The sequence below is a fragment of the Escherichia sp. B1147 genome, assembly GCF_001660175.1.
Taxonomy (GTDB): domain Bacteria; phylum Pseudomonadota; class Gammaproteobacteria; order Enterobacterales; family Enterobacteriaceae; genus Escherichia; species Escherichia whittamii.
Genome location: NZ_LFHY01000015.1, coordinates 163,773 through 177,404, shown reverse-complemented (window position 1 = coordinate 177,404; position 13,632 = coordinate 163,773). Strand labels below are relative to the sequence as shown.

Sequence of the window (13,632 nt, the reverse complement as noted above, 5' to 3'; positions counted from 1 at the left end):
CCCTTTATGGAGTATCCACGCGTTATGATACGTTTCGCCGTGATTGGTACGAACTGGATCACTCACCAGTTCGTCGAGGCCGCCCATGAGAGCGGTAAATACAAGTTAACCGCCGTATATTCCCGCAGCCTTGAACAGGCCCAGCACTTCGCCAATGAGTTTTCTGTCGAGCATCTGTTTACTTCGCTGGAAGCAATGGCGGAAAGTGACGCTATTGACGCGGTGTATATTGCCAGCCCGAACGCCCTGCATTTTTCCCAGACACAGCTTTTCCTCAGTCACAAAATGCATGTGATTTGCGAGAAACCACTGGCGTCGAATCTGGCGGAAGTGGATGCAGCCATTGCCTGCGCGCGGGAAAATCAGGTGGTGCTGTTTGAGGCATTTAAAACCGCCAGCCTGCCGAACTTTCATTTGTTACGCCAGGCGCTGCCGAAAGTCGGCAAACTGCGGAAAGTCTTTTTCAACTACTGTCAGTATTCCTCGCGGTATCAGCGTTACCTGAACGGCGAAAATCCCAATACCTTCAATCCGGCCTTCTCTAACGGTTCGATTATGGATATCGGCTTTTACTGCCTGGCGTCAGCAGTGGCGTTATTTGGTGAGCCGAAAAGCGTGCAGGCAACGGCGAGTTTGTTGGAGAGCGGCGTGGATGCCCACGGCGTGGTGGTGATGGATTACGGTGATTTCAGCGTTACGTTGCAGCACTCAAAAGTCAGCGATTCTGTCCTGGCAAGTGAGATTCAGGGCGAAGCGGGATCGCTGGTGATTGAAAAACTTTCCGAATGCCAGAAGGTTTGCTTTGTGCCGCGCGGCAGCCAGATGCAGGATCTCACCCAGCCACAGCATATTAATACCATGCTTTACGAAGCAGAACTGTTTGCTGAACTGGTGGATGAGCATCTGATTAATCATCCAGGACTGGCGATCAGTCGCATCACCGCGAAACTGCTGACCGAGATCCGCCGCCAGACTGGGGTGATTTTTCCGGCAGATAGCGTAAAACTATAATTGTTACCGTAAAGCAGTGTAAAAGGCATGTAACAGACCATTGACTGGCTGAATGGTCTGTCATACTTTGTTACCTGCAAAGGGGAGTAACTTCATTGCCGGTCGATCGTCATTACGATGTGTGAAAAACCACATCCGGTCACCGGGCAACCCGAAAGGAATATGCAGACATATTCCTTTGAGACTGATGACAAACGTCAAGTTGCCTGATGCGCTACGCTTATCAGGCCTACATTATTCTTGCTATCTATTGAATTTGCATGATTTTGTAGGCTGGATAAGGCGATTACGCCGCATCCGGCATAAACAAAGGCACTTTGTCACCAATCTGAAAGGAATACGCAGATGTATTCCTTTTTTGTTGTAAGTGAGACCTTGCCGGAAGGCGAGGTCTATGCATAAAAAGCAGCGGCTGACGTCTTCCGACGTTGGCCGTTTTTTTATGTGTAAGGAACTTCTATGAATACTGTCGGCACGCCGTTGCTATGGGGCGGATTCGCTGTTGTTGTCGCCATTATGCTGGCTATCGACCTGTTGTTGCAGGGGCGTCGTGGTGCGCATGCCATGACCATGAAACAGGCTGCGGCCTGGTCGCTGGTCTGGGTGACGCTGTCGTTACTGTTTAACGCCGCTTTCTGGTGGTATCTGGCGCAGACACAGGGGCGCGAAGTCGCTGACCCGCAGGCGCTGGCCTTCCTCACAGGTTATCTGATTGAGAAATCGCTGGCGGTCGATAACGTCTTTGTCTGGTTAATGTTGTTCAGCTATTTCTCTGTTCCTGCGGCATTACAGCGCCGCGTGCTGGTGTATGGTGTGCTCGGGGCGATTGTTCTGCGTACCATCATGATCTTCACCGGTAGCTGGCTGATTTCGCAGTTCGACTGGATCCTGTATATCTTCGGTGCATTCCTGCTGTTTACCGGCGTGAAGATGGCGCTGGCTCATGAAGATGAATCAGGGATTGGCGACAAGCCGCTGGTGCGCTGGCTGCGCGGCCATTTGCGCATGACCGATACCATCGACAACGAGCATTTCTTTGTGCGTAAGAATGGCTTGTTGTATGCCACGCCGCTGATGCTGGTGTTGATTCTGGTGGAGTTGAGCGACGTGATCTTCGCCGTGGATAGCATTCCGGCTATCTTCGCTGTTACCACCGATCCGTTTATTGTGCTGACCTCAAACCTGTTTGCGATCCTCGGCCTGCGTGCGATGTATTTCCTGCTGGCGGGCGTAGCGGAACGTTTCTCGATGCTCAAATATGGTCTGGCGGTGATTCTGGTGTTTATCGGTATCAAGATGCTGATTGTCGACTTCTACCATATTCCGATCGCCGTCTCGCTGGGCGTGGTGTTTGGTATTCTGGTGATGACGTTTATTATCAACGCCTGGGTGAATTATCGGCGTGATAAACAGCGGGTAGAATAATTCGCATTAAAACGCATACACCACCAGGTCAGGCACAACTATGTGATGTTCTCTTCTGGTTGCGCTCCTTTTCAGTGCAATGCCATATAAAGTCACTGCCGCAAGGAGCGCGCAGGGGGAGGACAATCGCCTCCTCCCCCTGCACCCCCGGGCTCTGGCGAACAAAATCGCCGCTGCGCGGTGCCCTCAGCTTATCCCTTCCGGCTATCGGGTACGGGCGCGAGGTAACATCCCTGTAAAACGCGCCCTCAGCCCACATCCATGTGGGCTGCCCCGGCCTCCAGGAAACGCTTCGGCGACTTTGACGCCACCAACACCGGTGCGGTTTATCAGTCTGCAACAAACACAACTAAACCTAATCAAGGATCAGGAGATGCCAGTTTGCTTTACCCACGAACATGTCAAACAAATGTAACCATTAAGTTGCAAAATATGACATCCCTTTAAAATCCAGCATTTTTCGCTTCCCGAAGCTGTAACTTTCCTTATACTCGACCTTGCAAACACTTTGTTACATCCTGAAAGATGCGTCGACAGAACGCACCAGGGATGTGCGTTAACACAACGAAAGGATCGAAAAATGACTACGCAACGTTCACCGGGGCTATTCCGGCGTCTGGCTCATGGCAGCCTGGTTAAACAAATCCTGGTCGGCCTTGTTCTGGGGATTCTCCTGGCATGGATCTCAAAACCGGCGGCAGAAGCTGTTGGTCTGTTAGGCACTTTGTTCGTCGGTGCACTGAAAGCCGTAGCGCCAATTCTGGTGCTGATGCTGGTAATGGCTTCCATCGCTAACCACCAGCACGGGCAGAAAACCAATATCCGCCCTATTCTGTTCCTCTATCTGTTGGGTACTTTCTCTGCCGCACTGGCTGCAGTTGTCTTCAGCTTCGCCTTCCCTTCTACCCTGCATTTATCCAGTAGCGCGGGCGATATTTCCCCGCCGTCAGGCATTGTGGAAGTGATGCGTGGGCTGGTAATGAGCATGGTTTCCAACCCCATCGACGCCCTGCTAAAAGGTAATTACATCGGGATTCTGGTGTGGGCCATTGGTCTTGGTTTCGCGCTGCGTCACGGTAACGAAACCACCAAAAACCTGGTCAACGATATGTCGAATGCCGTTACCTTTATGGTGAAACTGGTGATTCGTTTCGCACCAATCGGTATTTTTGGTCTGGTTTCTTCTACGCTGGCAACCACCGGTTTCTCCACACTGTGGGGCTACGCGCAACTGCTGTTGGTGCTGGTTGGCTGTATGTTGCTGGTGGCGCTGGTGGTTAACCCACTGCTGGTATGGTGGAAAATTCGTCGTAACCCGTTCCCGCTAGTGCTACTGTGCCTGCGCGAAAGCGGTGTATACGCCTTCTTCACCCGTAGCTCTGCGGCGAACATTCCGGTGAATATGGCGCTGTGTGAAAAGCTGAATCTGGATCGTGATACCTATTCCGTTTCTATTCCGCTGGGGGCGACGATCAATATGGCAGGTGCAGCCATTACCATTACGGTGTTGACGCTGGCTGCGGTTAATACGCTGGGTATTCCGGTGGATCTGCCCACCGCGCTGCTGTTGAGCGTAGTTGCTTCTCTGTGCGCCTGTGGTGCTTCCGGCGTGGCAGGTGGTTCTCTGCTGCTGATCCCGCTGGCCTGTAATATGTTCGGTATTCCGAACGATATCGCCATGCAGGTGGTTGCCGTCGGCTTTATCATCGGTGTGTTGCAGGACTCCTGCGAAACCGCGCTGAACTCTTCAACTGACGTGCTGTTCACTGCCGCTGCTTGCCAGGCGGAAGATGCACGTCTGGCAAATAGTGCCCTGCGTAACTAATACTTAGCCCCTTTCGTCAACGGCGGAAGGGGTTTTCTCCACTTTAAACGGATCAATCCCCCTTCTCTGCATCCGCCAGAAACGAATGATGTTCAGGCCATTCATCAGCAGAAAACTGCCTTCAATCATCGTGCCACCAATCGACCCAGCCCAGATGTTATGCGTTAACCAGCAACAAGTAGAAAACCACATCACGCAGCGCATGGTCAGCCCTTTACAGCGAAATAGCGCCCAGGTACTGACAATCGTGCCAATGACCGGCAGCAGCTCCATGGGATGATGGAACTTCGCCAGACCAACACCTCCCGTCAGCACGATGAAGATCGCCATTATCCATAAGCTACGGGTACGCAGAGTAATTAACGTACGGATAGCATTGAGGATTGAGCTGGCCCCAGCCGGGAAGATACCCATCAGGAAAAAATGTACGCCAATAAATATGCTATAGATGGAAAGCTGAATTTTGAAGCGACGTTCATCGCGGTTGAAGAAGGTGGTGATCCCAATCAGAAAGGCGATGACACCCACGCCCTGGGCCAGCCAATACGCGGTCATGATAAATCCTTAGCAGGTATGGAAAAGCAAACGGCGCTTCACATTATGAAACGCCGTTTATTATTCACAACTTATTTCGACTTTATAGCGTTACGCCGCTTTTAAAGATCGCCAGTTCACGGAAGTCGTTACGCTCGTTGCAGGTTTGCTTACCGTTAGCAAACTCAACGATGGTATCGATAAATTCTTCCAGCAACTGCGGCATCGCTTTACCGTGGATTAGCTGACCCGCGTCAAAGTCGATCCAGTGTTTTTTCTTCGCGGCCAGTTCACTGTTGGTGGCGATTTTCACCGTCGGTACAAATCCGCCGTACGGCGTGCCGCGGCCGGTACTAAACAGCACCATGTGGCAGCCTGCGCCCGCCAGTGCGCTGGTCGCTACAGCATCGTTACCCGGCGCGCTTAACAGGTTCAGGCCCGGCGTTTTCAAACGTTCGCCGTAACGCAGCACGTCAACCACCTGACTGGAGCCCGCTTTTTGCGTACAACCGAGAGATTTATCTTCCAGCGTGGTGATACCACCCGCTTTGTTCCCCGGTGATGGGTTTTCGTAAATCGGCTGGTCATGGGCAATAAAGTACTGTTTGAAGTCGTTGACCATAGTGACCAGTTTTTCAAACGTTGCTTCGTCACGGCAATGGTCCATCAGCAACTGCTCTGCACCGAACATCTCCGGTACTTCGGTCAGCACGGTAGTGCCGCCGTTAGCAATGACGTAATCAGAGAAGCGCCCCAGCATTGGGTTAGCAGTAATACCGGAAAGACCGTCGGAACCGCCGCACTCCAGACCAAACTTCAGTTCGCTGAGTTTGCCCGGCTCACGCTTGTCGTTGCGCATCACGTTATACAACTGATGCAGATGTTCGATCCCCGCTTCAATTTCATCATCCTGCTGTTGGCAGATCATGAAATGAACGCGATCAGGATCAATATCACCCAGCGTTTCACGGAACGCGGCAACCTGATTGTTTTCACAACCCAGACCAATGACCAACACTGCGCCTGCGTTCGGATGACGCACCATGTTTTGCAGCATGGTGCGGGTATTAATGTGATCGTCGCCCAGCTGCGAGCAGCCGTAGGTGTGGCTGAAGAGGAACACGCCGTCAGTACCTTCAGCGTTGTTCGTCTCTTTTAGAAAACGATTCTGGATCTGTCGCGCGATGCCGTTGACGCAGCCCACGGTCGGCAGGATCCACAACTCGTTACGCACCCCAACATCGCCATTCGCGCGACGATAGATCTGCACTTCACGATCTGCCGCTTGCGCAGGCAGATCGTGAAAATCAGGTTGATAGCGATACTGATCCAGATCGCTCAGATTCGTGCGCGTATTGTGGGCATGAACGTGTTCACCTGCGGCAATATCCGCCAATGCATAACCAATCGGCAGGCCATATTTAATGACGTTGGCCCCTTTTTCGATATCCGTTAACGCAAATTTATGTCCACGAGCGACATCCTGGCGCAGCGTAACGGTCTGGTTATCGACACTGATTTCTGTGCCTTCAGCCAAATCCGCTAAAGCGACCGCGACGTTATCCAGCGCATGGATCTTGATGTATTGCATATCAACCCCAGACCTTAGTTCAGTTCAATGGCGAAGTAGTCACGCGCATTGTTAAAGCAAATATTTTTCACCATCTCGCCCAGCAGGTTGATGTCCGCCGGTGCTTCGCCCGCTTCCACCCAGCGACCGATCATCTGGCACAGAATGCGGCGGAAGTATTCGTGACGGGTGTATGACAGGAAGCTACGGCTGTCAGTCAGCATACCGACAAAACGACTCAACAGACCAAGCTGTGCCAGTTGGGTCATCTGACGCTCCATACCGTCTTTCTGATCGTTAAACCACCAGCCGGAACCGAACTGCATTTTGCCTGGCATACCTTCGCCCTGGAAGTTGCCGATCATGGTACCCAGCACTTCGTTATCGCGTGGGTTCAGGCAGTAGAGAATGGTTTTCGGCAGCAGGTTTTCTTCGTTCTGTTTGCTCAGAAGCTTAGACAGTTCTTCCGCCATCGGACGGTCGTTGATGGAGTCAAAACCTACATCCGGCCCCAGCAGTTTGAACTGGCGCAGGTTGTTATTACGCAGCGCGCCGATATGGTACTGCTGTACCCAGCCGCGGCGTGCGTATTCGGCGCCCAGGAATACCAGCACCGCAGTTTTGAACTGTGCTACTTCGTGCTCGCTCAGAGTTTCACCTGCCAGACGACGTGCCAGGATGCTGTCCAGTTCTGCTTCGTTCGCTTCAGCAAACATCACCACATCCAGCGCGTGGTCGGACACTTTACAACCGTGAGCGGCGAAGTGATCCAGACGTTTGGTCAGCGCAGTTTGCAGATCAGCAAAGCGGCGAATGTCGGTATCGGAGACTTCACCCAACTTCGCCATATAGTCGTTAAAGGTCGCCTGTTCAATGTTGAAGGCTTTATCCGGACGCCAGCTCGGCAGCACTTTAATGGTGAAAGAGCCGTCTTTGGCGATCTCAGCGTGATGCTCCAGAGAATCGATCGGGTCATCGGTGGTGCCGACCATTTTCACGTTCATCTGCTGCATGATGCCGCGCGCAGAGAAGTTATCCTGCGCCAGCAGTTCGTTACATTCGTTCCAGATTTCATCCGCAGTTGACGGAGACAGCAGTTTGCCAGTGATACCGAATGGACGACGCAGTTCGAGGTGCGTCCAGTGGTATAACGGGTTGCCGATAGTGTGCGGAACGGTCGCCGCCCATGCGTCAAATTTTTCGCGGTCAGAGGCATCACCGGTACACAGGCGTTCAGCTACGCCATTGGTGCGCATTGCACGCCATTTGTAGTGATCGCCTTTTAGCCAGATGTCATACAAATTCTTAAAGCGATAGTCTTCTGCGATCTGCTGCGGCGGCAAATGGCAGTGGTAGTCGAAAATCGGCTGGTCTTTTGCGTAGTCGTGATACAGACGGCGGGCAAATTCAGTATCTAACAGGAAATCTTCAGTCATAAACGGAGTCATTATCGTCTTCCTCTCAACGAGTGAGCTAGCTTGCTTAAGGTGCGATGCTGACAAAGTTATCACACCAATTTCCAGAGCCAGAGGATATTTTCGTGAGTTAGATCAATAAACGTAGTTAAAAAAATTACTCTCAAAGTGGTAAATCCCTCTGCAAGCCGCGCCAGTTCTGGCTTCGCTCTCATCCAATAATGCCCCTACAAATATTCCCACATTTGTGATGGCTCTCACCTTTTAAAGTTGTATGACAAGTTATCTTTCTGCCGTCGCGAATCATAAGTCGACGGAATGCAAATTACCGATTCATTCATTTGTTAGATGAATTGGGTTGACCGGTACGGAAGCCGAATTAGCACGAAACTTTCATGGCAGCGTTCGGGGTGTACCGGTTTTTTTTTCGGTCATCCGGTCGTAATTAGCATCCTCTGCCCCAGGCAGGATGATGACCGCGCTTATTGCGGATATAACAAAACGATGAGGTTTTACATGCGTAAAATTAAAGGGTTACGTTGGTACATGATCGCACTGGTGACGCTCGGTACCGTGCTCGGTTACCTGACGCGTAACACTGTGGCGGCAGCTGCACCAACTCTGATGGAAGAGTTAAACATCTCCACCCAACAGTATTCCTACATCATCGCAGCCTATTCTGCTGCATATACGGTCATGCAACCTGTAGCGGGTTATGTACTGGATGTTCTGGGGACGAAAATCGGTTACGCAATGTTTGCCGTGTTGTGGGCGGTATTCTGTGGCGCAACCGCACTGGCTGGTAGCTGGGGCGGTCTGGCGATTGCCCGTGGTGCGGTAGGTGCAGCGGAAGCAGCGATGATCCCGGCGGGTCTGAAAGCCAGCTCCGAATGGTTCCCGGCGAAAGAGCGTTCCATCGCGGTAGGTTACTTTAACGTAGGTTCTTCTATTGGTGCGATGATTGCGCCGCCGCTGGTGGTATGGGCAATCGTGATGCACAGCTGGCAGATGGCATTTATCATCTCCGGTGCACTGAGCTTTATCTGGGCGATGGCATGGCTGATTTTCTATAAACATCCACGCGACCAGAAGCATCTGACCGATGAAGAACGCGACTACATTATTAATGGTCAGGAAGCCCAGCACCAGGTTGGCACGGCGAAGAAAATGTCCGTTGGTCAGATCCTGCGTAACCGTCAGTTCTGGGGTATCGCGCTGCCGCGTTTCCTGGCAGAACCGGCCTGGGGTACTTTCAACGCGTGGATCCCGCTGTTCATGTTTAAAGTTTACGGCTTTAACCTGAAAGAGATCGCGATGTTCGCCTGGATGCCAATGCTGTTTGCTGACCTTGGTTGTATCCTCGGTGGTTACCTGCCGCCGCTGTTCCAGCGTTGGTTTGGTGTGAACCTGATCGTTTCCCGTAAGATGGTGGTAACGCTGGGTGCGGTACTGATGATTGGCCCGGGTATGATCGGTCTGTTCACCAACCCGTATGTAGCAATTATGCTGCTGTGTATCGGTGGTTTTGCTCACCAGGCACTGTCTGGCGCACTGATTACCCTCTCTTCTGACGTGTTCGGTCGTAACGAAGTGGCAACGGCAAACGGTCTGACCGGGATGTCCGCATGGCTGGCAAGTACGCTGTTTGCGCTGGTTGTTGGTGCTCTGGCTGACACCATCGGCTTCAGCCCGCTGTTCGCAGTACTGGCAGTGTTCGACCTGCTGGGCGCACTGGTTATCTGGACTGTATTGCAGAACAAACCGGCGATTGAGGTGGCGCAGGAAACACATAACGATCCCGCCCCACAACATTAACGCTTAGTGTAAGTTTTAGTTTCCCTTCAAAGCCGCCTTCTCAGGCGGCTTTTTCACCACTGCGAGTAGAGCTAAACTCGCAAAAGTGGTATAACAAATATAGTCTGCCGTATCATGCCTGGAGCGCATATGGAAATCACTGAACCACGCCGTTTGTACCAACAGCTCGCCGCTGACCTGAAAGAGCGCATTGAGCAGGGCGTTTATCTGGTGGGTGATAAACTGCCCGCCGAACGTTTTATTTCTGATGAAAAAAACGTCAGCCGTACTGTGGTTCGTGAAGCCATCATCATGCTTGAAGTCGAGGGCTATGTAGAAGTGCGCAAAGGCTCGGGAATTCATGTGGTTTCCAACCAGCCTCGCCATCAGCAGGCGGCGGACGCGAATATGGAATTTGCCAATTACGGTCCGTTTGAACTGCTACAGGCACGTCAACTTATCGAAAGCAATATTGCCGAGTTTGCTGCAACCCAGGTAACGAAACAGGACATCATGAAACTGATGGCCATCCAGGAGCAGGCGCGCGGCGAACAATGCTTCCGTGATTCCGAGTGGGATTTGCAGTTTCATATTCAGGTCGCATTAGCGACGCAAAACTCTGCACTGGCTGCCATCGTTGAGAAAATGTGGACCCAGCGTAGTCATAACCCGTACTGGAAAAAATTACACGAGCACATTGATTCCCGTACCGTCGATAACTGGTGCGACGACCACGATCAGATTCTCAAGGCGTTGATACGTAAAGATCCTCATGCCGCCAAACTTGCAATGTGGCAGCATCTGGAAAATACCAAAATTATGTTGTTTAACGAAACCAGTGACGATTTCGAGTTCAATGCCGACCGCTATTTGTTCGCCGAGAATCCTGTCGTACATCTGGATACTGTGGCCAACAGCAGCAAATAAACTTCCGCTTCTGACAGGCGCAGCAACGCGCCTGTTCGCTTCATCGGTAAGCAAAAAGTATAAAGTGTCAGCCTGTGTAAATCCTCTCGCCACCCTCCTCCGCAATCAGCAAAATCAGACTCCACGGACATGTAATTTTGATAACGAACAACGTTGACCTTTGTTACAATTAGATTCAATTTGAATTTATGCTATTAGATGTTTTCTTATCTCACGTTTTAACAGGGAATAGTTCAGGCCGTATTGGTGTCTCGACCCGCAATACATACAACAACAGCAATAACCTGACGGGTGTGCATCATTTAAAACCGGCGTGGCGTTAACCGATTCACCAGGAATAATGAATGGAACTTTTGACCCAATTGCTGCAAGCCCTGTGGGCGCAGGATTTTGAAACCCTGGCCAATCCATCGATGATTGGCATGTTGTATTTTGTCTTGTTTGTGATTTTGTTCCTCGAAAACGGCTTGCTTCCAGCGGCCTTTTTACCAGGCGACAGTTTGCTGGTGTTGGTCGGTGTATTGATTGCCAAAGGCGCAATGGGTTACCCGCAAACCATTATGCTGCTAACTGTTGCTGCCAGCCTCGGTTGTTGGGTCAGCTACATACAGGGGCGATGGCTGGGCAATACCCGCACCGTACAAAACTGGCTATCCCATTTACCCGCGCACTACCACCAACGCGCGCACCATCTTTTTCATAAACACGGTTTATCTGCGCTGTTAATTGGTCGCTTTATCGCATTTGTCAGAACATTACTGCCGACCATTGCCGGACTGTCTGGGCTGAATAACGCCCGTTTTCAGTTCTTCAACTGGATGAGCGGTTTGCTGTGGGTATTGATCCTGACAACCTTAGGTTACATGCTCGGCAAGACGCCGGTATTTTTGAAGTATGAGGACCAGCTGATGTCATGCCTGATGCTGCTCCCGGTAGTGCTGCTGGTGTTCGGCCTGGCAGGTTCTCTGGTTGTGTTATGGAAAAAGAAATATGGAAATCGGGGGTAAAGGATGCAAATACCTCGCATGTCGCTTCGCCAGCTAACCTGGTTCGGCGCTGCTATACTGCTGGCTGGCACGCTGCTGCTGGCCTGGTCTGCGGTTCGTCAACAAGAATCCACGCTGGCGATCCGTGCCGTTCATCAAGGAACGACGATGCCGGACGGCTTTTCCATCTGGCATCACCTTGACGCTCATGGCATTCCTTTCAAAAGCATCACCCCTAAGAATGACACTCTGTTGATTACGTTTGATTCCAGCGATCAAAGTGCCGCCGCCAAAGCGGTCCTCGACAGAACATTGCCTCATGGCTACATCATTGCGCAGCAGGACGATAATAATCAGGCCATGCAATGGCTGACCCGGCTGCGAGACAACTCTCATCGTTTCGGATAACTTCCTGTTATCCGAAACATATCACTCACTTTGGTGATTTCACTGTAACTGTCTATGATTAATAAGGCGGTGGTTAATACCACCGCCTCGTTGTCTGGACAATCGTTCCTCTGTAATGGGTCCGAGTCACAATGGAAGGTTCAAGAATGAAATACCGCATCGCTTTAGCTGTTTCTCTTTTTGCTCTTAGTGTCAGTAGTTATGCCACTACCCTTTGTCAGGAAAAGGAGCAAAATATCCTTAAGGAGATCAGCTATGCCGAAAAACATCAAAACCAGAATCGTATCAACGGCCTGAACAAAGCCCTTAGTGAAGTGCGGGCGAATTGTTCAGATAACCAGTTGCGTGCCGATCATCAAAAGAAAATCGCGAAGCAGAAAGATGAAGTGGCGGAACGCAAACATGATTTAGCCGAGGCGAAACAAAAAGGCGATGCGGATAAGATTGCTAAACGCGAACAGAAACTGGCAGAAGCGCAGGAAGAGCTGAAAAAGCTGGAAGCGCGCGACTACTAACTCACAATAGTCACTACTTACTCACCTGGAGAAAACTATGTCGAAAGAACACACTACGGAACATCTACGTGCTGAGTTGAAATCCCTGTCCGATACGCTGGAAGAGGTGCTCAGTTCATCTGGCGAGAAGTCGAAAGAAGAGTTGAGTAAGATTCGTAGCAAAGCGGAACAAGCACTGAAACAGAGTCGCTATCGTCTGGGTGAAACCGGTGATGCGATTGCCAAACAAACCCGTGTAGCGGCAGCGCGTGCCGATGAGTATGTGCGTGAAAATCCGTGGGCGGGGGTTGGCATTGGCGCAGCCATCGGCGTGGTGCTGGGTGTTCTGCTGTCGCGTCGTTAATTATGGCAGACACACATCACGCACAAGGGCCCGGTAAAAGCGTTCTGGGCATCGGGCAGCGAATTGTCACCATCATAGTCGAAATGGTGGAGACGCGTCTGCGGCTGGCGGTAGTTGAGCTGGAAGAAGAAAAAGCCAATATCTTTCAGCTTTTACTGATGCTCGGCCTGACGATGCTTTTCGCTGCATTTGGTCTTATGAGCCTGATGGTGCTGATTATCTGGGCAGTTGATCCGCAATATCGCCTGAATGCAATGATTGCCACCACTGTGGTGTTGCTGCTTCTGGCACTCATCGGCGGTATCTGGACGTTACGTAAATCGCGTAAATCCACCTTACTGCGCCACACGCGCCATGAGCTGGCAAACGATCGACAACTTCTCGAGGAGGAGTCCCGTGAGCGGTAAAGTCGAACGTGAACGACGTAAGGCGCAACTGCTTAGTCAGATCCAGCAACAGCGGCTGAATCTTTCCGCCAGCCGTCGTGACTGGCTGGAGGCAACTGGTGCCTATGATCGCCGCTGGAATATGCTGTTAAGCCTGCGCTCCTGGGCGCTGGTTGGCAGCAGCGTGATGGCTATCTGGACTATTCGTCATCCGAATATGCTGGTTCGCTGGGCCAGGCGCGGTTTTGGTGTATGGAGTGCATGGCGTCTGGTTAAAACCACCATCAATCAGCAACAGCTTCGCGGTTAACTTCCTCTCTGGCCGGAACTCTTCCGGCCTTATCCCTCAAATTTTTTGAAGATTTTTGACAGTTTTCCTTGCTAACAATCACCACTCACCACGTTTATCATTCTCTCCATCGACAGCAATGACGCTAATACCGCGCATTTGCACAAAAAAACAATCAGCAGCCTGAGCGGCGCAGTGGAGAGT

At 51.4% G+C, this 13,632-nt stretch carries 14 protein-coding genes; 11 read left to right on the top strand and 3 right to left on the bottom strand.

Going from position 1 to position 13,632, the window contains the following annotated elements; translation table 11 throughout:
- Window positions 1-24: 24 nt before the first annotated feature.
- The 3 genes from A9180_RS15825 (at window position 25) to sstT (ending at window position 4,261) form a co-directional block, all read left to right on the top strand.
- A complete protein-coding gene (locus tag A9180_RS15825; protein WP_064529858.1) occupies window positions 25-1,011 on the top strand; it encodes a Gfo/Idh/MocA family protein in 987 nt (328 codons plus the stop codon).
- 459 nt (window positions 1,012-1,470) lie between these two features.
- On the top strand, window positions 1,471-2,436 hold the full coding sequence (gene alx / locus A9180_RS15820; protein ID WP_064529592.1) for a TerC family membrane protein Alx: 966 nt from the start codon (window positions 1,471-1,473) through the stop codon (window positions 2,434-2,436).
- A 580-nt stretch (window positions 2,437-3,016) separates the two neighbouring features.
- Complete coding sequence (gene sstT, locus A9180_RS15815) at window positions 3,017-4,261, top strand: serine/threonine transporter SstT (RefSeq protein ID WP_064529591.1); 1,245 nt, start codon at window positions 3,017-3,019, stop codon at window positions 4,259-4,261.
- Window positions 4,262-4,264: 3 nt separating this feature from the next.
- Here sstT and A9180_RS15810 read toward each other — a convergent pair whose 3' ends face one another.
- The 3 genes from A9180_RS15810 to uxaC form a co-directional block, all read right to left on the bottom strand.
- Window positions 4,265-4,816 carry a YgjV family protein gene (locus tag A9180_RS15810; RefSeq protein WP_064529590.1) on the bottom strand — a complete coding sequence of 184 codons (552 nt, stop codon included), beginning with the start codon at window positions 4,814-4,816 and terminating at the stop codon, window positions 4,265-4,267.
- 82 nt (window positions 4,817-4,898) lie between these two features.
- Window positions 4,899-6,386 carry an altronate dehydratase gene (uxaA, locus tag A9180_RS15805; RefSeq protein ID WP_064529589.1) on the bottom strand — a complete coding sequence of 496 codons (1,488 nt, stop codon included), beginning with the start codon at window positions 6,384-6,386 and terminating at the stop codon, window positions 4,899-4,901.
- Window positions 6,387-6,400: 14 nt separating this feature from the next.
- Window positions 6,401-7,813 (bottom strand): glucuronate isomerase, encoded by a 1,413-nt coding sequence (uxaC, locus tag A9180_RS15800; protein ID WP_000187442.1) that lies wholly within the window; start codon window positions 7,811-7,813, stop codon window positions 6,401-6,403.
- 483 nt (window positions 7,814-8,296) lie between these two features.
- On the opposite strand from uxaC, the gene exuT reads away from it, so the two are divergent.
- From exuT to A9180_RS15760, 8 genes are all read left to right on the top strand, one after another.
- On the top strand, window positions 8,297-9,595 hold the full coding sequence (gene exuT, locus A9180_RS15795; RefSeq protein ID WP_064529588.1) for a hexuronate transporter ExuT: 1,299 nt from the start codon (window positions 8,297-8,299) through the stop codon (window positions 9,593-9,595).
- Between the two features lie 129 nt (window positions 9,596-9,724).
- Window positions 9,725-10,501, top strand: coding sequence for a transcriptional regulator ExuR (gene exuR / locus A9180_RS15790; RefSeq protein WP_064529587.1), 777 nt, complete (start codon window positions 9,725-9,727; stop codon window positions 10,499-10,501).
- Window positions 10,502-10,845: 344 nt separating this feature from the next.
- Complete coding sequence (gene yqjA, locus A9180_RS15785) at window positions 10,846-11,508, top strand: DedA family general envelope maintenance protein YqjA (protein WP_064529586.1); 663 nt, start codon at window positions 10,846-10,848, stop codon at window positions 11,506-11,508.
- A 3-nt stretch (window positions 11,509-11,511) separates the two neighbouring features.
- The gene (gene mzrA / locus A9180_RS15780) at window positions 11,512-11,895 is read left to right on the top strand and encodes an EnvZ/OmpR regulon moderator MzrA (RefSeq protein WP_064529585.1); all 384 of its coding nucleotides are present in this window, start codon (window positions 11,512-11,514) and stop codon (window positions 11,893-11,895) included.
- A gap of 146 nt (window positions 11,896-12,041) precedes the next feature.
- Window positions 12,042-12,410 (top strand): DUF1090 family protein YqjC, encoded by a 369-nt coding sequence (gene yqjC, locus A9180_RS15775; RefSeq protein ID WP_064529584.1) that lies wholly within the window; start codon window positions 12,042-12,044, stop codon window positions 12,408-12,410.
- A 37-nt stretch (window positions 12,411-12,447) separates the two neighbouring features.
- Window positions 12,448-12,753, top strand: a complete 306-nt coding sequence (locus A9180_RS15770; protein ID WP_064529583.1) for a YqjD family protein — start codon at window positions 12,448-12,450, stop codon at window positions 12,751-12,753.
- 2 nt (window positions 12,754-12,755) lie between these two features.
- The gene (locus A9180_RS15765; RefSeq protein ID WP_064529582.1) at window positions 12,756-13,160 is read left to right on the top strand and encodes a phage holin family protein; all 405 of its coding nucleotides are present in this window, start codon (window positions 12,756-12,758) and stop codon (window positions 13,158-13,160) included.
- Window positions 13,150-13,449: a YqjK-like family protein gene (locus tag A9180_RS15760; RefSeq protein ID WP_064529581.1), complete on the top strand. Its 300-nt coding sequence runs from the start codon at window positions 13,150-13,152 to the stop codon at window positions 13,447-13,449. The genes A9180_RS15765 and A9180_RS15760 overlap by 11 nt, the downstream gene beginning before the upstream one ends.
- Window positions 13,450-13,632: the final 183 nt, after the last annotated feature.